The organism is Delftia sp. BGA-UO-ETr-SB1 (assembly GCF_059567865.1).
The window spans coordinates 227,806-251,937 of the sequence record NZ_JCAQOW010000005.1 but is presented as its reverse complement, the minus strand read 5'-3'; the positions used below and the strand labels follow the sequence as shown (position 1 = coordinate 251,937).

Annotated in this window: 20 protein-coding genes; 15 read left to right on the top strand and 5 right to left on the bottom strand. The window is 60.9% G+C overall.

The genetic code is table 11. The annotated features are described in order from the left end of the window. Nucleotides 1-129: 129 nt before the first annotated feature. From thiC to AC57B5_RS11250, 5 genes are all read left to right on the top strand, one after another. Nucleotides 130-2,073, top strand: coding sequence for a phosphomethylpyrimidine synthase ThiC (gene thiC, locus AC57B5_RS11270; RefSeq protein ID WP_315533033.1), 1,944 nt, complete (start codon nt 130-132; stop codon nt 2,071-2,073). Between the two features lie 518 nt (nt 2,074-2,591). After that, on the top strand, nt 2,592-3,899 hold the full coding sequence (locus AC57B5_RS11265; protein WP_496399543.1) for a glycosyltransferase: 1,308 nt from the start codon (nt 2,592-2,594) through the stop codon (nt 3,897-3,899). Between the two features lie 86 nt (nt 3,900-3,985). Then, the gene (locus AC57B5_RS11260) at nt 3,986-5,215 is read left to right on the top strand and encodes a polysaccharide pyruvyl transferase family protein (protein WP_496399542.1); all 1,230 of its coding nucleotides are present in this window, start codon (nt 3,986-3,988) and stop codon (nt 5,213-5,215) included. A gap of 93 nt (nt 5,216-5,308) precedes the next feature. After that, on the top strand, nt 5,309-7,651 hold the full coding sequence (locus AC57B5_RS11255) for a glycosyltransferase (RefSeq protein WP_496399541.1): 2,343 nt from the start codon (nt 5,309-5,311) through the stop codon (nt 7,649-7,651). After that, nucleotides 7,648-8,571 carry a class I SAM-dependent methyltransferase gene (locus AC57B5_RS11250; protein WP_496399540.1) on the top strand — a complete coding sequence of 308 codons (924 nt, stop codon included), beginning with the start codon at nt 7,648-7,650 and terminating at the stop codon, nt 8,569-8,571. The genes AC57B5_RS11255 and AC57B5_RS11250 overlap by 4 nt, the downstream gene beginning before the upstream one ends. 4 nt (nt 8,572-8,575) lie before the next feature. Here the strand turns inward: AC57B5_RS11250 and AC57B5_RS11245 are convergent, their stop codons facing one another. From AC57B5_RS11245 to AC57B5_RS11230, 4 genes are all read right to left on the bottom strand, one after another. After that, nucleotides 8,576-9,838, bottom strand: a complete 1,263-nt coding sequence (locus AC57B5_RS11245; RefSeq protein ID WP_496399539.1) for an ABC transporter ATP-binding protein — start codon at nt 9,836-9,838, stop codon at nt 8,576-8,578. Next, nucleotides 9,828-10,646, bottom strand: coding sequence for an ABC transporter permease (locus tag AC57B5_RS11240; RefSeq protein ID WP_496399538.1), 819 nt, complete (start codon nt 10,644-10,646; stop codon nt 9,828-9,830). The genes AC57B5_RS11245 and AC57B5_RS11240 overlap by 11 nt, the downstream gene beginning before the upstream one ends. A 79-nt stretch (nt 10,647-10,725) precedes the next feature. Continuing rightward, entirely contained in the window at nt 10,726-11,412 is a 687-nt protein-coding gene (locus AC57B5_RS11235) for a 2OG-Fe(II) oxygenase (protein ID WP_496399537.1), read from the bottom strand. 236 nt (nt 11,413-11,648) lie between these two features. Next, complete coding sequence (locus AC57B5_RS11230) at nt 11,649-12,449, bottom strand: IclR family transcriptional regulator (RefSeq protein ID WP_063326830.1); 801 nt, start codon at nt 12,447-12,449, stop codon at nt 11,649-11,651. A gap of 278 nt (nt 12,450-12,727) precedes the next feature. Here AC57B5_RS11230 and AC57B5_RS11225 point away from each other — a divergent pair, with 278 nt between their 5' ends. From AC57B5_RS11225 to AC57B5_RS11180, 10 genes are all read left to right on the top strand, one after another. Next, nucleotides 12,728-13,732, top strand: a complete 1,005-nt coding sequence (locus AC57B5_RS11225; RefSeq protein WP_496400106.1) for a sugar ABC transporter substrate-binding protein — start codon at nt 12,728-12,730, stop codon at nt 13,730-13,732. A 17-nt stretch (nt 13,733-13,749) separates the two neighbouring features. Further along, a complete protein-coding gene (locus AC57B5_RS11220) occupies nt 13,750-15,279 on the top strand; it encodes a sugar ABC transporter ATP-binding protein (RefSeq protein ID WP_496399536.1) in 1,530 nt (509 codons plus the stop codon). Then, nucleotides 15,269-16,285, top strand: coding sequence for an ABC transporter permease (locus AC57B5_RS11215; protein WP_496399535.1), 1,017 nt, complete (start codon nt 15,269-15,271; stop codon nt 16,283-16,285). The genes AC57B5_RS11220 and AC57B5_RS11215 overlap by 11 nt, the downstream gene beginning before the upstream one ends. A 58-nt stretch (nt 16,286-16,343) precedes the next feature. Further along, nucleotides 16,344-17,093, top strand: coding sequence for an SDR family oxidoreductase (locus AC57B5_RS11210; protein WP_496399534.1), 750 nt, complete (start codon nt 16,344-16,346; stop codon nt 17,091-17,093). 18 nt (nt 17,094-17,111) lie between these two features. Further along, on the top strand, nt 17,112-18,002 hold the full coding sequence (locus tag AC57B5_RS11205) for a fumarylacetoacetate hydrolase family protein (RefSeq protein WP_374005761.1): 891 nt from the start codon (nt 17,112-17,114) through the stop codon (nt 18,000-18,002). Nucleotides 18,003-18,009: 7 nt separating this feature from the next. Further along, nucleotides 18,010-19,287 carry an L-fuconate dehydratase gene (locus AC57B5_RS11200; RefSeq protein WP_496399533.1) on the top strand — a complete coding sequence of 426 codons (1,278 nt, stop codon included), beginning with the start codon at nt 18,010-18,012 and terminating at the stop codon, nt 19,285-19,287. Nucleotides 19,288-19,290: 3 nt separating this feature from the next. Continuing rightward, on the top strand, nt 19,291-20,208 hold the full coding sequence (locus tag AC57B5_RS11195; protein ID WP_496399532.1) for an L-fucono-1,5-lactonase: 918 nt from the start codon (nt 19,291-19,293) through the stop codon (nt 20,206-20,208). A gap of 16 nt (nt 20,209-20,224) precedes the next feature. Further along, nucleotides 20,225-21,001 carry an SDR family oxidoreductase gene (locus AC57B5_RS11190; RefSeq protein ID WP_496399531.1) on the top strand — a complete coding sequence of 259 codons (777 nt, stop codon included), beginning with the start codon at nt 20,225-20,227 and terminating at the stop codon, nt 20,999-21,001. Between the two features lie 16 nt (nt 21,002-21,017). After that, on the top strand, nt 21,018-21,365 hold the full coding sequence (locus tag AC57B5_RS11185) for an L-rhamnose mutarotase (RefSeq protein ID WP_126311746.1): 348 nt from the start codon (nt 21,018-21,020) through the stop codon (nt 21,363-21,365). A 306-nt stretch (nt 21,366-21,671) separates the two neighbouring features. Then, nucleotides 21,672-22,727 (top strand): porin, encoded by a 1,056-nt coding sequence (locus AC57B5_RS11180; RefSeq protein WP_034391372.1) that lies wholly within the window; start codon nt 21,672-21,674, stop codon nt 22,725-22,727. Nucleotides 22,728-22,752: 25 nt separating this feature from the next. Here the strand turns inward: AC57B5_RS11180 and AC57B5_RS11175 are convergent, their stop codons facing one another. Continuing rightward, complete coding sequence (locus AC57B5_RS11175) at nt 22,753-24,132, bottom strand: efflux transporter outer membrane subunit (RefSeq protein WP_496399530.1); 1,380 nt, start codon at nt 24,130-24,132, stop codon at nt 22,753-22,755.

Genomic DNA, 24,132 nt, shown 5'->3' with positions numbered 1-24,132 from the left:
GGGGCCAAGGCCATACGGCCCTGGCAGGCCCACACTGGCATAGCCCGGTGCGCGGCCTTTGGCACAGCCCAAGGAGTGTCCGGTTCCCGGAGCGTTGTTGATCGACGCTTTGAACGCAAGGAACCCGACATGAACGCTCCCGATTCCATCTTCACCCCCGCAGCCGGCGAAGCTCCAGACGCACAGCGTTTTTCCGACCTGCTGGCGCAGTCGCGCAAGCCGTTCCCGGCCTCCACCAAGAGCTATCTGCAAGGCAGCCTGCACAGCGGCCTCAACGTGCCCGTGCGCGATATCCAGCTGACCAATGGCGAGCAGGTCAGCGTCTATGACACCTCGGGCCCCTACACCGACCCGGCCGTGGCCATCGACGTGCGCAGCGGCCTGCCCGGCGTGCGCAATGCCTGGATCGAGTCGCGCGGCGACAGCGAGTACTACGCCGGGCGCCTGCGCCAGGCCCTGGACGACGGCGGCAAGCGCGGCGAGGAAGACGAGCGCGTGGCCCGCCTGCGGGCCGAGGCCGCATCGCTGCAGCGCCAACCGCGCCGCGCCAAGAGCGGCGGCAACGTCACCCAGATGCACTACGCGCGCAAGGGCATCATCACGCCCGAGATGGAATACGTGGCCCTGCGCGAGAACGGCCGCCGCGAATGGATGGCCGAGTACCAGAAGGACGCCGCGCGCGAGGCGCGCCTGGCCGGCAACGGCCTGGGCGCCGCCATCCCCAAGATCATCACGCCCGAATTCGTGCGCGACGAAGTGGCGCGCGGCCGCGCCATCATCCCGGCCAACATCAACCACCCCGAGATCGAGCCCATGGCCATCGGGCGCAACTTCAAGGTCAAGATCAACGCCAACATCGGCAACTCGGCCGTCACCTCCAGCATCGAGGAAGAGGTCGAGAAGCTGGTCTGGGCCATCCGCTGGGGTGCGGACAACGTGATGGACCTGTCCACCGGCAAGAACATCCACACCACGCGCGACTGGATCATCCGCAACTCGCCCGTGCCCATCGGCACCGTGCCCATCTACCAGGCGCTGGAGAAAGTGGGCGGCATCGCCGAGGACCTGACCTGGCCCATCTTCCGCGACACCCTGATCGAGCAGGCCGAGCAGGGCGTGGACTACTTCACCATCCACGCCGGCGTGCGACTGGCCTACATCCACCTCACGGCCCAGCGCCGCACGGGCATCGTCTCGCGCGGCGGCTCCATCATGGCCAAGTGGTGCATGGCCCACCACCGCGAGAGCTTCCTGTACGAGCACTTCGAGGACATCTGCGACATCATGAAGCAGTACGACGTCAGCTTCTCGCTGGGCGACGGACTGCGCCCCGGCAGCGCCTCGGATGCCAATGACGAAGCCCAGTTCGCCGAACTCAAGACCCTGGGCGAGCTGACCCAACTGGCCTGGAAGCACGACGTGCAGACCATGATCGAAGGCCCCGGCCACGTGCCCATGCACATGATCCAGGCCAACATGACCGAGCAGCTCAAGCACTGCCACGAGGCGCCGTTCTACACCCTGGGCCCGCTGACCATCGACATCGCCCCCGGCTACGACCACATCGCCAGCGCCATCGGCGCGGCCATGATCGGCTGGTTCGGCACCGCCATGCTGTGCTACGTCACGCCCAAGGAACACCTGGGCCTGCCCGACCGCGACGACGTCAAGCAAGGCATCATCGCGTACAAGATCGCAGCCCACGCGGCCGACGTCGCCAAGGGCCACCCCGGCGCCCGCGCCCGCGACGACGCGCTGAGCCAGGCCCGCTTCGACTTCCGCTGGCAGGACCAGTTCAACCTGGGCCTGGACCCCGACACCGCCCAGGCCTACCACGACGAAACCCTGCCCAAGGACAGCGCCAAGGTGGCGCACTTCTGCTCCATGTGCGGCCCCAAGTTCTGCTCCATGAAGATCACCCAGGAAGTGCGCGAATTCGCCGCTGCCAAGGGCGTGGCCGAGCAGGAAGGCATTGCCGCCGGAATGCAGGCCAAGGCCGAGGAATTCAACCGCGCGGGCGGCGAGTTCTATATCCCCATCGTGGCGGCCAGCAGCGATACGACGGCGCGTTGAAATCCGCTGGCTCCTGATCGGTATTGCACTGTGTAGGCTGTTCTTTCCCCACGGTCGATCCAGTTCTGGATCGCATCCCTGACACCGCAGGCGCTGATGTGCCTGCGGTGTTTTTGCTTTGGGGTTCAAGGCGAAGGGCGCAGCCGCTGATCGAGGGGCCTGATACGAGAGTTGCCGCCCAAGCCCTTCGCAAGGCTGAATATTTGCAGAATTTAAATAGTCATCAACTATCGAAATTAAATTATCAATAATTGATGAAGAACTCATGCCACGAAGCGTCGCACAGGCGACACGTTTTTAGAAACTGCTAGCCAGGCGGCCGCTTGTGCCGTTGCTTCATATTGAAGATAGATGTGGTGCCATGCTTTTTATTGAGGTAACATGAAATGCGGTAAGAGGTGGCGCGACGTATGCGGCATACCGATAGAAAAATGAATTCCCGAAAAGGGTATTGAATTCCTCTCGAGACAAAGAATACGCCTGGAATAATGCTGAAACAGGATCCATGAATAGTGACCATGCGCATTCTCCTGATTGCTTACGAATTTCCCCCGATAATTTCAGGTCAATCGCTGCGATGGTTTTATCTGGCAAACGAGTTTGCAAAACAGGGTATTGAAGTCCATGTGCTCTGTCCGAATATGCCGGCGCTACCTCCATTCAGTGAAGAACTTCATGGTGATGTGATCGTGCATCGAACATGGGCCGGGCCGTATGTGGGTGTTTCGCAGAGCATCTATCTGCTCATGTCCAGATTGAAGAATCAGAAGGACTCTCCAGGCAAGGTCGTTCCAGTGGATCCATCGCACCAGTCCACCACCTTGTTGAAAATATACCGTTGGGGTCGGCAGTTTCTCGATCGAATCATATTTCCCGATCTCCGAAGTGAATGGGTTTTTTCTGCCTCGCTGCGATTGATCCAGTTGCTTGGATCGAAATCATATAACGCAATTGTGTCTTCCCATGAGCCTGGTGCGAGCCTGATTCTGGGATTGCTAGGCAAACGGATCTCCCAGCTACCCCTCATTGCCGATCTGGCCGACCCGGTTGTTGCGCCACATGCGCCAAAATGGCGCTACCGCTTTGACCTTGCCTTTGAAGCCATGGTGCTCAAGCGGGCTGACGCCGCCGTTGTGACAACGGAAGCTGCTTCCGAACTGTTCATGAATCGCCATGGCCTGCAGGATATCCGTGAAAAATTCTCATGCGTGACACAAGGCTTTCCAAGCAGAGGTGAGAAAAGCACTCATATCGGTCATCGGTGCTCAGAACTGCTGAAAATAGTCTACACAGGGAATTTCTACGAAGATTTCCGATCGCCAGCGCAACTTGCCATCGCTCTGAAGTCGCTGGAAGACTTGACTATTCAGGTTGATTTCTACGGAAATCACACCGCCTATCAATCGCTGTTCGAAGGAATCGGGAAGGTCATATTCCATGGGGCCGTGGATCATCACATCTGCCTGATGGCTCAACAGAGCTGTGACGTTCTTCTCAGCCTGGGTAACCGACAGGCATTTCAGGTCCCGGGGAAAATTTATGAATACTTGGGCGCGGGAGTTCCCATACTGCATATTGCCATGTCCGAAACGGACGAGGCCGGACTGTTGATTTCGAATGTTGGCGCCGGATGGGCTGTGTGTAACGAATCAGGCCATATAGCGGGGGCAATAAGAGATCTCCATGCAAAGTGGCTGGAGAATGGTTTGAAAGGCGCGCTGGCACGCCGTGAAGATGCCATTGAAGAATATTCCTGGAATCGAAGAGCAGCCCAATATGCAAGAATCATAAGGCGAGTCGCTGATATTTCGGATGGCATCAACTGATTGATTTTGCGAAGAGCAATGAAAATCAAGTCGCTAACGACATTATTATTTGAGCTTAGGTAGCACCACACTTTGAATACGAAAATATGACTAAACTTGAGTCAGATACGCAAGAAAAAAAGAGGCCATGGCGCATAGGCATCTTTGGTACTTTTGACGTTCAAAACTATGGAGATTTGCTTTTTCCGATACTTGCGGAGATGGAGCTTTCGCAACGGCTGGGTTCGGTGGAACTGATTCCGTTTTCATACCATGCCAAATCTCTGGAGGATTGGCCATACAAGGTGGTTTCTCTTGCCGATCTGCCCAACATGGCGATTGAACTCGATGCCATTTTGATAGGTGGTGGTTTCATCATTCGCTTCGACTCATTCGTCGCGCCTGGATATGTGCCGACCGAAGCGTGGATTCATCATCCCACAGGATATTGGTTGACCCCAGCCTTGATCGGGGTCCAGCTTGGAATACCGGTCATCTGGAACGCTCCGGGCATGCATTGCAATGAAATACCGCAGTGGAGCCATCCGTTGCTTTCCTTGGTGCTGCAGTGCAGCCCCTACATTGCGGTGCGTGATGAGCCCAGCAAGAAGGCACTGGAACAATTCGTGGATCATGACCGTGTGAAGCTGGTTCCCGACACGGCATTTTCGTTGGGTCAGCATATGAATGGCCACCCTGCGCAAGAAGCGGCCAGAATTCTTAGGGAGCAACTGGGCCTGAGGAAGCCTTATGTAGTCATTCAGGCGACCCAGAATCTGGAAAAATTAACAGACCACATCAAACGGTTTCGCTCCGAGTTGCCAGACCTCGAATTTCTTCTCTTGCGTCTGGGCCCGGTGCTGTGTGACCATGAGGCATTCATTGATCGAGAATTGCCAAATACCTACAGCCTGGCTGAATGGCCATCGCCCATGGTTCTCGCGGCACTGGTTGCAGAATCAGAAGGTGTTGCTGGGCATAGTTATCATCTTGCAATAACTGCACTTTGCGCAGGAATTCCTGTATTTACGCCCAGCGATCTTTCAATAGGGAAATTTACCGCACTCTCGAGGTTCAGCAGCGTGTATCCATTGTCTACGATGGATTGTGATGATCCACACTGGCTGAGCAGTCGTATTGGCCGAAAGAGTCCATTGGATTTGATGGCGAATGCGCGGGACGAAGTAAAGCTGCATTGGGACCAGGTGGCTGATTCCATCAAGTCCAGCGGCTCGAGTTCAAGGATCGCAATGAACAAATTCCTGATGTCACTGCCGTTTTTTCTTGAGAGTGATAAAAGCGGAACAGCGGAGACGGGATTGCAGGAAAAAAGTTGATTGAGTCAATGCAGGGCTGCTGCTGATTCGTTGGAAAAGCGTCCGAGGTCACACCAACCAGCCATTCGATTCGGATCCATCCTATCAATTTCCATGAAAAATAATACTGAAGAGCAATCGCTATGTTCCTCCACTGTCGGTATCCCAGAAGGGGAGGTCGATCAATCCGGCATGGAGGGACAATCTGGAGTTTCACGCGGGGAAATCCTCGCCTTGCGACAGACCATTGATGAGCTGGAGCGGGAGCTGAAACACAGCAAAGATATCATTGCGTCGCGTGATGTGGGGATTGCATGGCTCAGGAGCGAAGTTGCTGCAATAAAGTTGACGCTTGAGCGGCGAAGGAAAAGCTTCCGATACCTGATGGTCGATGGCCTGCACCTGATTGCAGACCGCTCTCGATTGGCTCGAAACCTGGGGAACATGCTGCTACCCAGCCGGTTAAAGGCCCTGTTGCACTCGGAGTCTCTCAAGAATCAACTGTCAAGCCAGCTGCACGCCCTTCAATCTCTGCAAGGAGATGAGCAAGCATTGTTTCCTGGGGTCAGCAACGGGAAAATGGATATTGTCTGTTTTGCCAACATCGAGTGGTCTGCTCGCTACCAGCGGCCGCAGCATATCATGTCTCAATTCGCGGCCAAGGGACATCGCATTTTCTATATTGCGCGCTCCATCATGCCGGCACAAGGCGAACCGTATGTCATGAAGCAGGTTGCCTCGAATATCTATGAAATAGGGCTTGAGTTTCATGATTCCGAAGACTTCTATGCGCACAGGATGTCTCAGGAAAATCTGAGCGCCGCCAACAGGTCATTGGCACGGTTGATGGTGGACGCCAAGATCAGAGAGGCGCTGATTGTTGTTCACCTGTCCTACTGGACAGCATTGGCGGTCGAACTCCAGCAGAAGCGAGCCTGGCGCCTCCAATACGATTGCATGGATGAGTGGGCAGATTTTCCAGATATAGGTCAGCAACTTCTCCAGGAGGAAGAAATCCTGATCGACAAAGCTGACCTGGTGACTGTCACGGCTTCCTTGCTTGAGAAGAAGTGGCAGGCCGCCAGCAAGAAGTGCATCCTGGTCAGAAACGGGGTGGAGTTTGAATTTTTCTCGTCCAACTGTGTGAAGAATGAGCTTCTGGCACACTTGGAAAAACCAGTCATCGGATTCTACGGTGCACTGGCTCCCTGGGTTGATTTCCAACTTGTGCATTACTTGGCGACAAATCGCCCGAACTGGAGCTTTGTGCTTGTCGGCGATTGCTTCGTCAAGGATATGGCTGGGATAGATCGATTGCCCAATGTGCACTTGCTTGGGAAGAAGGCCTATGAATACATGCCACGCTATCTGCATGGCTTTGATGTCTGCCTGATCCCATTCAAATTGAACAAGGTCACCCATGCGGTGGATCCTGTGAAATTCTATGAATACATAAGCGTGGGCAAGCCCGTTGTCAGTGTTCCTCTGGAGGAGATGGCAATATATGGAGACTACGTTTACTTCGCCCGGGAATATGCGGATTTCCTGAACAAGGTCGAGGTTGCGCTGAAGGAAAATGATCCAGGTCTGACCCAGCGCCGAATTCAGCTGGCCAAAAATAATGGCTGGCACCACCGCTATCTTTCAATGGAACAGGCGCTGCAGACCTTGTATGAAAAATGTTCCATCGTCGTCGTCAGCTACAACAACGCCGATCTGACGCGACAGTGTATTGAGAGCATTGTGGCCCGTACGATGTATCCCAACTACGAAGTGATCATCGTGGACAATGCTTCCCAGGATGACACTCGTGACATGCTACGCAGCATGCAGCGTCAATTCCCGGGCTTGAAGTTGAAATTGATCATCAACGATCAAAACCGTGGCTTCGCTGCGGCCAACAACCAAGGCATTGCGCAGGCCGAGGGGAAGTATGTCGTACTCCTCAACAACGATACCGTGGTCACCAACGATTGGCTGGAGTCCATGCTTCGGCATTTGCAGAACAGTGACATAGGTCTGGTGGGGCCGGTAACCAACTCCGTGGGAAATGAGGCGAAGATCGCCGTTGACTACGTCAATATAGAGCAAATGCACGAGTTTGCCGCTCGCTATACGATTGCAAACGAGGGGCGTCACTTTGAAATTTCCGTATTGGCCATGTTTTGCGTGGCAATGCGTCGTGAGGTGTTCGATGAAATCGGTGAGCTTGATGAAGCGTTCGGCATTGGCATGTTTGAAGATGATGACTACTGCCGCCGAATACAGGCGGCTGGGTATCGGACTGTGTGTGCGGAAGACTCCTTTGTTCATCACTATGGACAAGCTTCGTTCAAGAAGCTGATTGACTCAGGTGAGTATCAGGCGATCTGGGACCGGAATCAGGCGTATTTCGAGAAAAAGTGGGGTGCATGGACGCCCCATACCAATAACCGCAACACCGAAAGGCTCACATGATTTCTGACGAAGAAATTACCGCGGCGCACTGGTCAAAGAATGTGGCGAGCTCCGATGCGTTTTCTCCGCAACTGTACTGGCTTGCCATTCCGGCCGTACAGCGGCGTTTTCAGAGAAAGGCCTGTGCCGGTACCCGGCATGAATGGTGGGGAACCTATTGCATGGAGGAATTTTTTGATCGCCCGCAGTCCTCCGCAAAAATGTTGAGCATTGGTTGCGGAAGTGGCTCTCTGGAACGCGAACTGTTCCGGTTGAACGCTTTTGGAGAATTTGATGCCATTGATATTGCCTCTGGCGCCATCGATATTGCCAGAGCCGAGGCTCGTTCAATGGGGGCAGACAATATCAACTATTTTGTCAGGGATGTTCAAAGCGTCCCGCTGGGAAGCGGGATCTACGACGCTGTCTGGTTCAATGGATCTCTGCACCACATAAAGCATCTGGAATTGGTTTGCCAATCCGTTCGTGCGGCACTTAAGCCTGGGGGATGGGTGTTTTTCAATGAATACGTAGGAGCAAATCAGTTTGCGTTCAACGAATTCCAGCGTACCGTCATCTCCAGCGCGTTTCAATTGCTGCCACCTGCGTATCGTCGGTCTTTTCAAGTGGAACATTTTGGAAAGGTGCAGCATGCAGTCCAACTGCCCGATCCGATTGAAGTGGCAAGGGTTGACCCGTCCGAGGCCATCAGGTCACAGGATATACGAAAAGTACTGTCCGAGAACTTTGTTGAATGTGCATTCAATCCCTGTGGTGGGAATATATTGCAATTTGCCTTGCACGGAATTGCTGGAAATTTTGTGGAAAGCAACCCGCGTTCAATGGCATTGCTTGAAATGCTGTTTCAGATAGAGGATGCGTTGATCTCGAACAGTTTTCTTGAATCGGATTTCGCTGTCGGTGTCATGAGGGCTCCCTGATCCATCAGGTTGATTTCTGGTTGTTGGGCGCCGATGTATCCAGCTCAATCCCCAGATCTACGATTCCGAGAAATGGAGTATTGCGCCCGGTGACCGTGTCAAAGCTCAATAGCCCCACTTGTTTGTCGATCAGCAGAGATGTCTCTTCAGTATGTCCATTCATCAATTTGATGGTGATGTGATACCGACCGGGTGTCAGCTTGGCTGGAAAGCGGAAGGTGAGGCTTGCTTCCAACCATTCGCCACACGGCATGCGGGAAGAGATTTGAAAGTTTTTCCCACCCACCACAAGAAGTCTTGCCTCTTGTACGGTGAGGCTGATATTGGGCAAGAGGACGGATTGATGAAATCGACAATTGATTCTGATGTCGATGGTCTCGCCAAATACGAATGATGAGTAGTGACTGCCTGTGTTGGTGAAGTGGGCGGAGATGATTTCACCCTCTGTAGTGCCGAAGGCGATACGCGCATCATTCACTGTGGTCTTCAATGCTACAGGCGTGGCGCCGCCGCTGGCCCATTGGCGTTGCTCATCCCTCATATCGAGTAAGTACATTTCCGCCATCTCTTCAGGGGAGCCTATTGATTTCAACCTTCCTTCACTGAGGTAAATGGCCTTGTTGCAGAATCTCTTAACCATGCTCATATCGTGAGATACAAAAAGCAGTGTCGTCCCTTTTTGTGCCAGTGCCTCCAGCCGCCCGAGACATTTGAACTGGAATGAGGCATCTCCCACCGCCAATGCTTCATCAATGACCAGAATATCTGGGTCGATACATACAGACACGGAAAACGCCAGCCGAACAAGCATTCCGCTTGAATAGGTTTTGGTGGGTTGATCCATGAAATCACCGATATTTGCAAAATCAGCGATTTCATCAAAGCGGGCATCCATTGCCGCTTTGTCCATGCCGAGCAATGCGCCATTGAGGTAGACATTTTCTCTGCCTGTGAACTCGGGGTTGAAGCCTGAGCCCAATTCCAGCAAGGCTGCGATCTTCCCTCTGGTCACGATATTTCCAGCACTGGCATTGAGTGTGCGACAAATCAGCTGCAATAGAGTGGATTTGCCGCTCCCATTTCGACCAATGATCCCGACGGCATCGCCTTTGGTGACGCGAAAAGAGATATCCTTCAGTGCCCAAAACTCGCGAAATCGCCGCCGTCTCCCAAAGGGAAGCATCTGCATGAACCGGTCCTGCGGGCTGTCATAGACCCGGTAGCATTTGCTCAGCGCTTCAACCTCGATGGAGAAATCAAAGGACATCGGCAAACCCCTCACGGCTTTTCTGAAAGAAGCAGAGTCCCAGGAAGGCGAAAAGACCGGACGCAAGAGTTGATGCAAGCAAAGGCATCGCATCCGGTGTTTTCCCCCAATAGAGCACCATCCGTGCATTCTCGATGACTTGAGCCAATGGATTGAGTTCGATCAGGCTTTTCAGCTCAGCAGGCAAAGTGCTCGTTGGATAGAAAATGGGAGTCAAAAACATCAAAGGCAATAGTAGCGCACCAATGATGTGCCCAACATCCCTAAAATAAACGCCGATGGCACTGAAGATCCATGAAAGTCCCGCCGTCATGAGTATCAGCGGCAGCAATATCACAGGGTAGAGAATGACAGTCCAATGAGGCAGCCCGATCACCAGGCTGTAGAAAGCAAGCAAGACCAGCAGGCTGATACCCATGTGAAATACCGCTACTCCAAGGCTTGTCCATGGCAAGATCTCAAGAGGAAAGACTATTTTCTTCACATAGTTGGGTGTGGATGTGATCAATGCCGGCGCACGGGTGACACATTCTGAAAATAGCCCAAAAACCGTCATTCCAATGAATATGAGAATTGCAAACTCAAAAGATGAGCCGTTACCTCCGATCCATTTGACTGAGAATACATTCCTGAATACCAGGGTATAAACCATCAGCGTAAAAAATGGGCTGATGATTGACCATAGCCAACCCATGACCGAGTTTCTATAGCGCGAATCTATTTCGCGCATGACAATGGCTTGTATCAAATGCCTGTGTTGCCACGGAATAAATGGCTTGGCGATGTCTCCGAATGCTGTTTTTGGCATATGCTTCTAGTTTCGAGACAGGCCGAAGAAATGCTCATCAATATGCAAACGGCGCTTGTGCTGGTTGGTGCAAGCTGCTTCAGCCTGCAACATAGTCGTGCAATTCCAATTCCGAGCCAGGTGGCCACATTGAGCTGATGGACCCCGGCTGATAGAAAGTCACTGTCACACTGCGACGCGATTCACGTACCCGTGCAGAGACCTGGGTCACCTCATGCCAGGAATCATCTGAACGCACGAAGGCTGCCGAGTTCCCGACAATGGGGTTGACAAGGGCTGCGACGTCCTTTGCATCTGATGAGTTCAATATTGCAAGGCAACCACCGTCTGCCGGAAGCCAGTGCTCATTGAAATAGAACACATGCGTAACCTTTTTCTCGGGAAGATCACGGTGTGGCCCGAGAAGTGCCCCGGATCCATAGTGGTAAAGATTCGCCTCCATGGGGAAATTGGACAAATCGATGCCTGTGAGGGATGACATGGCATTGCGGTAATTGTTGGAAATCAAGTCTTGAGCGAACCTTACCCAGCTAGGACTTAGGTATTCTGGGCGGGATAGGCGATTTTCGCCCATGGGAACCAAGGAGCGGGCATCGTATCGATAGTCCTTTTCTCCACCATAGGCCTCTATGGTCCGGAAGTGATCGAATGGGTAAGTCTGAGCAAGCGAAGCGCAGTCCTGTGCTGAATACAGATCAGATATTTCCGCCCAGCGGAAAGGAGTTGTATTCAATTGGCAATTCAAAATTTGATTGAAATCGAGCATCGCTTTGAATTGTGGAGTGGTAATTAAATTATACGATTTTCATAAAAATAATCAACGCCCGAACTGCAACTCTTGCGTTAGGTGATGCATGACTTCACAGTGTGATGAAGCTATTAGTTTTTAACCAATAACACGGCTGTGCGAAAGATGGAATGGGGTTGTCTACCTGTTTGGTGCGGTAGCGGCACATGCGTCCCTGGCTGTCCATGCGCCCGGCAAGTCTCGCTTGCCAACCCTCATCCTTCACCGTGCGTTTGCCTGTTGAGTGATAGCTGTCCCGTGGCCTGCAGCAGCAGTGCACGCGCAGCGTCCAGCGAGGGACCCGCATGCTCATCGATCCGCCGGATATAGGGAGATGTGAGCACAGCCATGGCCTGACCATCGGGTCCGAGGATGGGGTAGGAGATGTCCACCACACCATAGGACTGCAGGCTTTCGCTCTGCCTGTAGCCCGTGCTGCGTATCTGTTCCAGCATGTCGTGCAGCTGTGCCTCGGGCAGATGTACCTCGCCTTCCAAAGGCGTGTGCTCGGCCAGCATCTGCGCGCGGCGTTCGGGTGTCTGGCAGGCCAGCAGCACATGGCCTGACCCGGTGTCCAGCAGCCCGACGCGTGCGCCCAGCCTGATTGACAGGCCCCAGTTCCCGGGGCCGGGGACCTGGGCCACGATCAGGACATTGCCACGGTCGTAGAGGCCCAGGTGGCAGGACTGCTCGGCCTGCCGCGCATAGGCATCCATGACGGGCAGCGCCTGGGTCACGAGGCGGTTGACGGGCGGGTGGCGGTGCGCCAGCGCGAACATCTTGAGGCTGAGCGCATGGCGGTCGCCGCCGGCCGAGCGCATCACATATTGCCGGGCCACCAGCCGCTCGAGCATGCGGTAGATCTCGCTGGGGCCCCGGCCCAGTTCCTTGACGATCTCGGCGCGTGTCAGTCCATCGGGGTGCTCGGCCAGCAGCTCCAGGATGTCCAGCCCCTTGTCCAGTGCCGGCGCGCGGTAGCGCTCGCTGTCTTCTGCGTTGTCCAGTGCTTTGCTCATGCGTGCAGATCTTACGTTCGGGATAGGACTGATCCTGTTTTGGAGGATGCCTTGCGCATCGGGGCAATGCTCTGGGTAAACCATAGGTGCCGAGTTTGAATTTATTCATAAATAATAAATTCATGGATGAATGATTTTGCCGAACCAAGGCATTTTGGTCATAGGCAAGAGGCGATCCCGTCACACCGCCGCACCGCCGGAGTCCCGGCACACATGAGGAGGCCAGTTCCATGGCAGCACTGCATGGCGTTTCCCAGGCACCGGCCAAACGGGTCGGCATGGCTTGGCGGTTCTCAGCCGCTGTTGCGGCGTTGGCATGCGCGGGGGCAGCGCTGGCGGCGGAACCCGGCGCGGCGCAAGGCAGGATCGGGGTCAACCTGCCGCTGCTGACCTCGCCGTTCTGGCAGGCCTACAACGGCTACCTCCCGCAAATGGCGAAGGCCCTCGAGGTCGACGTCCTGGCGCCGGTGAACTCCAACCAGGACCCGGCCCAGCAGATCACCGATGTGGCCAATCTGATCAACCTCGGCGCCAAGGGGTTGGTGGTGGCACCATTGGATTCGGCGGCCATTGGTCGCGCGCTCGCCTTGGCCGAGCAGGGGAAGATTCCTGTGGTGGCGGTGGACGTGGCGCCTACCCGGGGCAAGGTGGCGATGGTGGTGCGTGCCGACAACCGCGCCTATGGCACGCGGTCCTGCCAGTACCTGGGCGCGCAGGTGAAGGCGGGCAAGGTGGTGCAGATCATGGGGGACCTGGCATCGGTCAACGGCCGTGATCGGGCCGAGGCTTTTCGCAGTTGCATGAAGGATTTCCCGGCGCTGCAGGTGCTGGAGATTCCCGCGGCCTGGAAGTCCGATGCCGCCGCCGCCGCGCTCGATGGCCTGCTGTCCGCGCATCCGGACCTGAAGGGCATCTACATGCACGCAGGCGGTGTCTATCTGGCGCCTACGTTGCAGACGCTGCGGCGCAGGGGGCTGCTGCATCCGGCTGGCGATCCGCGGCACATCGTGGTGATCAGCAACGACGGCATCGCGCAGGAGCTGGACGCCATCCGCAAGGGCGAGATCGACGCCACCATCTCGCAGCCCGCCGATCTTTACGCAAAGTACGGCCTGTACTACATCAAGGCAGCGCTGGCCGGGCAGTCGTTCAAGCCCGGGCCCACCCCGCATGGCAGCCGCATCGTGGAGGTGGCTCCGGGCATTCTGGAGGACCAGTTGCCCGCGCCCGTCGTGACGCGCGACAACGTGGAGGACAAGTCGCTGTGGGCCAACCAGCCATGACGATGCCCCCCGGATTCATGGCTGACAGACCGGGCACGCCGGTGATGGAGGCGCGTGGGCTCGGCTTGCGTTTCGGCTCCACGACGGCCTTGCACGATGTGAGCCTGGCGGTCATGCCGGGCGAGTCGCATGCACTGGCTGGCCGCAACGGCGCAGGCAAGTCCACCTTGGTCGCCCTGCTGACCGGCCTGCACCAGCCCGGCACGGGAAGCATCCGCTTCAACGGCCAGCCCGCGCCTGCGGTGACCGACCGCATGGCCTGGCGCCAGCATGTGGCCTGTGTCTACCAGCATTCGACCATCATCGGCAAGCTGTCGGTGGCCGAGAACCTGTTCATCAACCGGCAGCCGCTGCGCCATGGCTGGATTTCCTGGCGCGTGCTGCGGCGCGAGGCAAGGGCCTTGCTGGATGCCTGGCAGATCGATGTGCACGAGGATGCGCTGGCCGGGGATCTGACGGTGGAGGCGCGCCAGCTGGTGGAGATCGCACGGGCGCTGTCGCTGGGCGCGCGCTTCATCATCCTGGACGAACCCACGGCGCAGCTTGACCACGACGAGACGCGGCGGCTGCTCAGGCGCGTGCACGATCTGCAGCAAGGCGGCGTCACGTTTCTCTTCATCTCGCACCACTTGCAGGAGATCTATGAGATTTGCCAGACGGTGACCGTGCTGCGCGATGCGCGCCATGTGGTGACGGCGCCGGTGGCGCAGTTGCCCCGGCAGGCACTGATCGAGGCCATGACGGGCGAGCGGGACAGCCTGGCCGGCTCGCCTTGCACCGCCCACGCACCCCCGGCAGGCTGGGGCACGGGCGTTGCCCCCGTGGTGCTGGCGCTGCAGCAGGTGTGCGGCAAGGGTTTCGGGGCTGTCAGCCTGCAGGTGCGGCGTGGCGAGATCGTGGGGTTGACGGGCTCCACCAGCAGCGGGCGCACGGCCGTGGGCGAGGCGGTGGCGGGTCTGCGGCGCACGACGGCGGGCCGGATTCTGGTGTCGGGCCGCGTGCTGCCGCCCGGTGATGTGGGCGCCGCACTGGCGCACGGCGTGGGTTGCGTGCCGCAGGACAGGCACCGCCAGGGCCTGGTGCCGGGGCAGTCCATTGCCGAGAACGCCACCATGACCATCATGGACAGGCTGGGCCGGTTCGGCTTCGTTGCGCCGGCGCGCCGGCAGGCGGCGGCGATGTCGGCCATGCGTGCACTCGATGTGGCGGCCAGCGGGCCGCAGCAGGCCGTGTCCGGCCTGTCGGGCGGCAATCAGCAGAAGGTGGTGATGGCGCGCGCGCTGGCCAGCGAGCCCGATGTGCTGGTGCTCATCGATCCCACTGCGGGTGTGGATGTGAAGTCCCGGCAGGCATTGCTGGCCGTGGTGGAGGGTGAGCGACTGCAGGGCCGGGCCGTGCTGCTGGCGAGCAGCGAGCTGGACGACCTGCGCACCTGTGACCGCGTGCTGGTGATGTCGCATGGCCATGTGGTGGCCGAACTCGCCAGAGGCTGGGACGACGGTGAACTGATTGCATCCATGGAAGGAGTGAGCCTGCATGCGCACTGACGCCTTTGTCTCGCCGAACACGGCTGTGCCCGTGCCGGCCGCCGGGCGGCTCGCCCTGCACCGGCTGCGCGACTATGCACTGGTGCCTGCGCTGGCCCTGCTGTTCTTGCTGGGAGCCTTGACCAGCCCCAGCTTTCTGACACCGGCCAACCTGGTCAGCATCCTGGGGGCCTCCGCAGCCCTGGCGCTGGTGGTGCTGGCGGAGTCGCTGATCATCATCACGGGCAAGTTCGATCTGTCGGTGGAGTCCACGGTGGGCATTGCGCCGGCGGTGGGCGCCATGCTGGTGATTCCTGCAGCCTCGGGAGGCTTTGGCACGGAATGGCCGGTGGCGGCGGGGCTGCTGGCCATCGCGGCCGTGGGCGCGTGCACGGGTTTTCTCAATGGCCTGTTGGTCGTCAGGCTGCGGCTCAATGCCTTCATCGTCACGCTGGCGATGCTGATCGTGCTGCGCGGCGTGCTGGTGGGCGCGACCAGGGGCGGCACCCTGTTCGACATGCCGCAGCCTTTCTTCGCCCTGGCCACGGCCACGCTGCTGGGGCTGCCGCTGTCGGTCTGGCTGGCGGCGCTGGCGTTCGGCACGGCCGCCGTGGTGCTGCGCCACCACCGGCTGGGCCGCGCGCTGTATGCGATTGGCGGCAACCCCCATGCGGCGCGCGCGGCGGGCATCAATGTGGACCGTATTACCTGGGGCGTCTTCGTGCTGGCCGGCGTGCTGGCCGCAGTGGGCGGGCTGGTGGTCACGGGCTATGTGGGCGCGATCAATGCCAACCAGGGCAGCTCGATGATTTTCACGGTGTTCGCGGCGGCCGTCATCGGCGGTATTTCGCTCGATGGCGGCAAGGGCTCCATGTCGGGCGCGCTGTGCGGCGTGCTGCTGCTGGGCGTGGTGCAGAACCTGTTGACGCTGGCGCAGGTGCCATCGTTCTGGATACAGGCCATCTACGGCGCCATCATCCTCGGCGCCCTGATGCTGGCCCGGCTCGCAGGTGAGCAGCAGCAATAGGCGCGGCCCGCGAATCGCCCGTGCAGAACCCTTTTCAAGCAAGGGAAGGAATGGCTCCATGAGACTCGCCGGAAAACACATTCTCGTCACCGCAGCCGGGCAGGGCATAGGGCGTGCCTGCGCGCTGATGTTTGCCCGCGAAGGTGCCTGCGTGCTGGCCACCGACATCGACCTGCAGGCGCTGGCCGAGCTGGAGGGCAGGGATGGCCTGCGCACGCGGCGGCTGGATGTGACGGATGCGGCCGACATCCTGGCACTGGCCGGGCAGGAGAGGGCTTTCGATGCTGTGCTCAACTGCGCGGGCTTCGTGCACCACGGCAGCATCCTGGACTGCAGCGACGAGGACTGGGCCTTTGCGTGGCAGCTCAACGTCACCTCCATGCACCGCATCATCCGCGCCCTGCTGCCCGCCATGCTGGCCCAGGGCGGCGGCTCGATCATCAACATGTCGTCCGCGGCCTCCAGCGTGAAGGGCGTGCCCCTTCGCCATGCCTATGGCGCCACCAAGGCTGCCGTGGTCGGGCTGACCAAGGCCGTGGCGGCCGACTTCGTCACGCGGGGCATACGCTGCAACGCCATCTGCCCTGGCACGGTGGAGTCTCCGTCGCTGCAGGCGCGCATCGCCAGCCAGGCCCGGCAGCAGGGCGTGCCGCTGCAGCAGGTGCGCGCCGCCTTCGTGGCGCGCCAGCCCATGGGGCGGGTAGGCCAGCCCGAGGAGATCGCCGCGCTGGCCACCTATCTCGCCAGCGATGAATCCCGCTTCGTCACCGGCACGCTGAGCGTGATCGACGGCGGCTGGTCCAACTGAACTGCACAGGACTGCTCCATGAAATTGCTGCGATACGGCCCCAGGGGCCATGAAAGACCGGGCCTGCTCGATGCGCAAGGGCGTGTGCGCGACCTCTCGGGCGTGGTGGACGACATTGCCGGCCCTGTGCTGCTGCCGGACAGCCTGGCGCAACTGGCCGCCCTGGACCCCTTGCAGCTGCCCCTGGTGGAAGGCGTGCCGCAGCACACGCTGCGTCTGGGCCCCTGCGTGGGGCGGGTGGGCAAGTTCGTGTGCATAGGCCTCAACTACTCGGACCATGCGGCCGAGGCCGGCATGCAGGTGCCGCCCGAGCCCGTGGTGTTTGGCAAGTGGACCAGTGCCATCTGCGGCCCGGACGACGCCATCGAGATTCCGCCCGGCTCCGTGAAGACGGATTGGGAGGTGGAGCTTGGCGTGGTCATAGGCCAGGGCGGGCGCCATATCGACGAGGCCCGGGCCATGCAGCACGTGGCGGGCTATTGCGTGGTCAACGACATCTCCGAGCGCGAGTACCAGCTCGAGCGCGGCGGCACCTGGGACAAGGGCAAGGGCTGCGACGGCTTCGGCCCGCTGGGGCCCTGGCTGGTCACGGCCGACGAGGTGCCCGATCCGCAGGCGCTGCGCATGTGGCTGGATGTGGACGGCCGGCGCATGCAGGACGGCAGCACGGCCACCATGGTGTTCGGCGTGGCCTTTCTCGTCAGCTACCTGAGCCGCTTCATGAGCCTGCAACCGGGCGATGTGATCTCCACCGGCACGCCGCCGGGCGTGGGCATGGGCCAGAAGCCGCCCATGTACCTGCGTGCCGGGCAGGCCATGCGGCTGGGCATCGCCGGCCTGGGCGAGCAGCGCCAGACCATGGTGGCGGCCCGCGTGCAACCGAATCCCTCGACAACCGGCAAGGCCTGAGAAGACCATGACGCGAATCCTGTCCCTGCGCGTGCTCGATGTGCGCTTTCCGACCTCCAGGCACCTGGATGGGTCTGACGCCATGAACCCGGACCCGGACTACTCCGCCGCCTATGTGATCCTGGAGACGGACACGCCTGGCCTTGAGGGGCACGGGCTGACCTTCACCATCGGGCGCGGCAACGAGGTCTGCTGCGCCGCCATCGAGGCCATGCGGCACCTGGTGGAGGGCGTGGAGCTTGACTGGGTCCGCCAGGACATGGGGCGCTTTTGGCGCCACATCACCTCCGACAGCCAGTTGCGCTGGATCGGCCCGGACAAGGGGGCGATGCACCTGGCCACCGGCGCCGTGGTCAATGCCGTGTGGGACCTGTGGGCCAAGGCCGAGGGCAAGCCGCTGTGGCGCCTGGTGGCCGATTTCACGCCCGAGGAGTTCGTCCGCGCGCTGGACTTCCGCTACATGACGGATGCCCTGACCGAAGCCCAGGCGCTGGAGCTGCTGCATCGCCAGTCGCCGCGCAAGGCCGAGTGCATCGGCGTGCTGGAGCGCGAGGGCTATCCCTGCTACACGACCTCGGCCGGCTGGCTGGGCTATGACGACGACAAGCTGCGCCGCCTGTGTCGCGAGGCGGTGGCCGGCGGCTTCAACCACGTCAAGCTCAAGGTGGGGCGCAGCCTGCAGGACGACATCCGGCGCGTGTCCATTGCGCGCGAGGTGCTGGGGCCGGACCGCCAACTGATGATCGACGCCAACCAGGCCTGGGAGGTGGGGCAGGCCATCGGCTGGGTGCGGGAGTTGGCCTTTGCCAGGCCCTGGTTCATCGAGGAGCCGACCAGCCCTGACGATGTGGAGGGCCACCGCGCGGTGCGCGAAGCCGTTGCCCCGGTCCAGGTCGCCTCTGGAGAGATGTGCCAGAACCGCATTCTCTTCAAGCAGTTCATCCTGCGTGGCGCCATCGACGTGGTGCAGATCGACGCCTGCCGGCTGGGAGGGGTCAACGAGGTGCTGCTGGTACTCCTGCTGGCCGCAAAGTACGGTCTGCCCGTGTGTCCGCATGCCGGGGGCGTGGGCCTTTGCGAGTATGTGCAGCATCTGTCCATGATCGATTTCGTCTGCGTGTCCGGCACGCGTGAGGGGCGCGTGATCGAGTACGTGGACCATCTGCACGAGCACTTCGTGGATCCCTGCGTGGTACGCAATGCGGCCTATATGCCTCCCGGTGCGCCCGGCTTTTCCATCACGATGAAGCCGGAATCTCTCCACAGATACCGCTTCCCGGCCTGAGCGATGGACGAAGCACCTTCCCTGCAGCGCATAGACGCGCATCTGCACTTCTGGCATTACAGCGCCCGGGACTATCCCTGGATAGGCGAGGGCATGCAGGCGCTGGCGGTGGATTGCACGCCGGAGCAGGTATTGCCGCAGTTGGAAGCCTGCGGCCTGACCGGCGCCATTGCCGTGCAGGCCAGGGGCAGTGTCGATGAAACGCGATACCTGCTGGATCTGGCGCGGCGGCACAGCGGGATTTGCGGCGTCGTGGGATGGGAGGATCTGGCCTGCGACGGCATTGGCGAGCGCCTGCAGTCCTGGCGTGCCGAGCCGGCGCTGTGCGGGTGGCGCCATCAGGTGCAGGATGAGCCTGATGCCTCGGCTTTTGTGTGCTCTGCGACATTCGCACGCGGTCTGTCCGTGCTGCAGCGCCAGGGCTGGACGTACGACGTGCTGGTGTTCGACCACCAGATGGATGCGGCCGCCGCCTTGTGTGCACGGCATGACGCGCACTGGATGGTGCTGGATCACCTGGGCAAGCCGCCACTGGCCGGGCTGGCCCGGGACCAACACAAGGGCCAGGCCCAGGCCGCGTTCGGCCGCTGGCAGGCATCGCTGCAGCGCTTCGCCCCGCTGTCGCATGTCGCGTGCAAGCTCTCGGGCCTGGTGACCGAGGCCGACTGGCGATCCGGCCTGCGCGAGCCTGACCGGGCCTGCCTGCTTCAATGCCTGGACACGGCCTTGCAGGTGTTCGGTCCGCAGCGGCTGATGTTTGGCTCCGACTGGCCGGTCTGCCTGCTGGCCGCGCCATACGCCACGGTCTTTGAGCTGGTGGATGGTTGGGCGTCGTCGCGGCTGTCGGTGTCCGAGCGCGAGGCGCTGTGGGGCGGCACCGCCGCGCGCTGCTACGGCCTGCAGCCGCAAGGCATGACCTGACCACATGGGAGGCAGCATGGACCTGAACCTGAAAGACAAGACCTTCATCGTCACGGGCGGTGCCAGCGGCATCGGGGCGGCCATCTCGCTGCGGCTGGCCGGCGAAGGTGCGGTTCCGCTGATCTGCGGCAAGGACACCATGTCCGCGCGGTTTGAGGCGCAGCTCATGGAGCTGCAGCCCCGGGCCCGCCACTTCCGCTTCGACCTGGTCGATGAACAGGCATGCGGGGAGATGGTGGCCCGCGCTGCGGCGGACTGCGGCCACATCGACGGCCTGGTGAACAACGCGGGCATCAATGACGGCGTAGGCCTGGAGGCAGGGCGCGACGCCTTCGTGCGCTCGCTGCAGGCCAACCTGGTGCACTACTACGTCATGGCCCACCATTGCCTGCCGCACCTCAAGGCCAGCCGTGGCGCCATCGTCAACATCTCGTCCAAGACCGCGCTGACCGGGCAGGGCCAGGCCAGCGGCTACTGCGCGGCCAAGGGGGCCCAGCTCTCGCTGACGCGCGAATGGGCTGCCGCGCTGGCAGCCGATGGCGTGCGCGTCAATGCCGTGGTGCCCGCGGAGGTGATGACGCCGATGTACCTGCACTGGCTGGGCCGCTTCGACGACCCGGGGCGCCAGCTGGAACAGGTCAGCGCACGGATTCCGCTGGGCCGGCGCATGACGGCGGCCGAGGAGATTGCGGACACGGTCGTCTTTCTTCTGTCCGAGCGGGCATCGCACACCACGGGGCAATGGCTGTTTGTCGATGGCGGCTACACCCACTTGGACCGCGCGCTGACCTGACCACCATGGAGACACCATGCGCCAATGCCTTGCACTCGACCTCAGGGATGACCCGGCACTGATCGCCCGCTATGAAGCCCTGCATCGCAGGATCTGGCCGGAGGTGGCGGCGCATCTGCGCAGCCATGGCGTCACCGGCATGGAAATCCACCGCCTTGGAACGCGCATGGTGATGGTCATGGAAACCGATGACGCGGTGCATGACCCCCGGGCCATGTCCCTGGCCGCTGCCATCGACCCGAAGCTGCGCAAATGGGAGGCGCTGATGTGGACCTTCCAGGCGCCCACGCCCTGGACACCTCCCGGCGACAAGTGGACTCCCATGGCCTGCATCTTCCGGCTGGCAGATGCTGCGGCGGACTGAGCATCCGGCGGCCATGCCCCATCCCCGAACGTCGCTCGCCCCCCTTCCAGGGGAAAACACCGGGGCGCCCGCGCCGCAAATGCATAGGTCTGCGCATGAATCGTTCAGGCCTGGCGCCATCCCTGCGGAGAATTCATGAAAGCAGCCTGCAGGGCATCGCAACCACGGGACTGCATGCGCCCGCAAGAACAAGAAGCACAAGAACAAGAAAAAGGGCTGGCGACTGGTTTCAAGCTGCTCCCCATGGCAGCCGTGCTGCGGCCATGGGGATTTTCGCCAATCGGCAATGTCAAGGAGGAGAGGGAGATGAATAAACGCATGATCCGCAGCGCTGGCCTGGCCGCGCTGGCGCTGGGCACGGCCCTGGCGGCCCAGGCCCAGAGTTCGGTCACGCTCTATGGGCGTGTGGTCGCGGGGGTGGACTACCAGAGCAATGTGTACGACCCGGCCACGGGGGGCTCTGGCAATCTGTGGCGGGCCGTGGGCAACCAGTGGGGCACGAGCATGCTGGGTTTCAAGGGGGAGGAGGATCTGGGCGGCGGGCTGCATGCGCTGTTCACGCTGGAGTCGGGCTTCAGCATCGACGATGCCAAGTTCAACGGCGCAGGTTTCTTCAACCGCCGCACCTTCGTGGGCCTGCGCAGCGGCTGGGGCACGCTGAAACTGGGCAAGGACCTGTCGATCTCGGATGCGCACTGGGCGCTGGACCCCACGGGCCAGCAGTTCATCGGCTCGGCCACGCTGGTGCGGGGGCGCAACTGGGGCGGGCATGACAACATGATTTCCTACGAAACGCCCAGCTGGGGCGGCCTGCGCGTGCTGGCGCTGACCGGCCTGGGCGAGCAGCCGCAGGGCGCATCGCGGCTGCGCAAGGATGCGCTGTCCGTGTCCTATACCGCGCCCACGTTCGAGTTGCGCGCCATCTACGATGTGGCCCGCGACGCCAATGGCCGCTTCAGCGATCTGTACACCACCTCCCGCAACCTGACGCTGGGCGGCACGGTGACGCTGTCCGCGCTCAAGCTGTTCGCGGGCTATGAGCAGTTGTCCGCGCCCGACAGCGCGGCTGGCGTGCCCAACAAGGCGCGGCAGTACTGGATGGGCGCGCGCTACAAGGTGTCAGGCCCGCTGACGCTGATCGGCGCGGGCTACCGCACCACGGTCAACAAGGGCGGCGGCAGCGCCAACCTGTTCATGGCGGGCGCCGACTACGCGCTGTCCAAGCGCACGCTGCTGTACGCCAGCGTGGGCAATGTGCGCAATGGCGGCAATGCGAACTTCTCGGTGGAGACCACCAACAACAACCCGGCGCCGGGCGGCAGCCAGACCGGCTTCTACGTGGGCATGGCGCATTCGTTCTGACTCTGGCGGACCCCGGGTGGTGGCTTCAGGAAGCCGGCCACCCTCCGCCTAGGGCCTTGTGCAGCGTGAGCTGGTTCTGCAGGCGTGCCAGGTGCAGCGCGGACAGGGCCAGCTGCGCTGCGCGGCGGCGCTCCTGGGCGTCCAGCCAGGTGCGCAGCGGCACCTGGCCGGCGCGGTAGCGCGCTTCGTACAGCCGCGTGATTTCCACGGATTCCTGCGTGGCGCGCTGCTGGGCCTCTTCCTGGCGGGCCAGTTCGGTGCGGGCGGACAGGGATTTTTCCGTTTCGGCCAACGCGGCGTACAGCGTTTTGCGGAAGTTGACCACCGCCTCTTCGTACTGGCTGCGTGCAATGGCGGTGTTCAGCCGCATCTCGCGCACATTGAGAAACGGCAGGGCCAGGTTGGCGCCCAGGGCCGCCACGGGATTGGCCAGCACATCGAGCAGGGTGCTGCTGGAGGTGCCCAGGCTGCCGGTGAGCGACAGCCGCGGGTAGTAGCTGGCTGCCGTGGCATCGCTGCCGGCCAGGGCGCCGCGCAGCCGCAGTTCGGCGGCGCGCAGGTCGGGGCGGCGTCCCAGCAGGTCGGCGGGCAGGCCCGCCTGCACGGCGGGCAGGTCGGCCACGGGCAGCGCCTGGGGCTCGCCACCGGGCGGCTCGGCGCCCTGCAGCAATTCGGCCAATGCCTGGCGCAGTTCGGCGCGGGCCTGGGTGTATTGGCTCAGCAGGGCCTGCTGTTCGGCCAGGGCCTGCCGGGCCTCGCGCAGCTCCAGGCCGGACACTGCGCCGCTGCGGTACTGGGCCTGCACCAGGTCGATGGTGCGGCGCACGTACTCCAGGCTCTGGCGTGACATGTCCAGGCGCTCGTTGGCCAGCGCCAGTTGCCAGTACAGGTTGGCCGTGGTGGTGGTCAGCGACAGCGCCACGGCATCCTTGTCCTGCACGCTGGCCTGTGCTTCGAAGACGGCGGCATCGCGCTGCGCGCCCAGCCGGTCGAACAGGTCCAGCTCCCAGGCCACGCCCAGTGTGGCGCTGGCGTTCTCCAGGGTGCTGCGCTGGCTGCCCGACAGCGGGCGGCTGGCGCCCGTGCCTACGCTGCCGCTGGGCTGGGGCAGCAGCGCATGGCCTGCCAGTTGCGCCTGCAGCGCGGCACGCCACACGCGGATGCCGGCCGTGGCCATGTCAGGGTTGCGCGCCAGCGCCAGGTCAATCCAGGCATCGAGCCGCGGATCGCCGAAGCCGCGCCACCAGGCATCGGGCATGGGCGTGGCTGCCGGGGGCGATGCCTGTGCATGTTCGAACTGCGCGGGCAGCGCCACCTGGGGCGCTTCGTAGGGGGTGCGCGTGATGGCGCCGCAGCCCGCAAGGGCCACGGCGCATGCCAGCGCGCTGGTCTTGAGCATATGCAT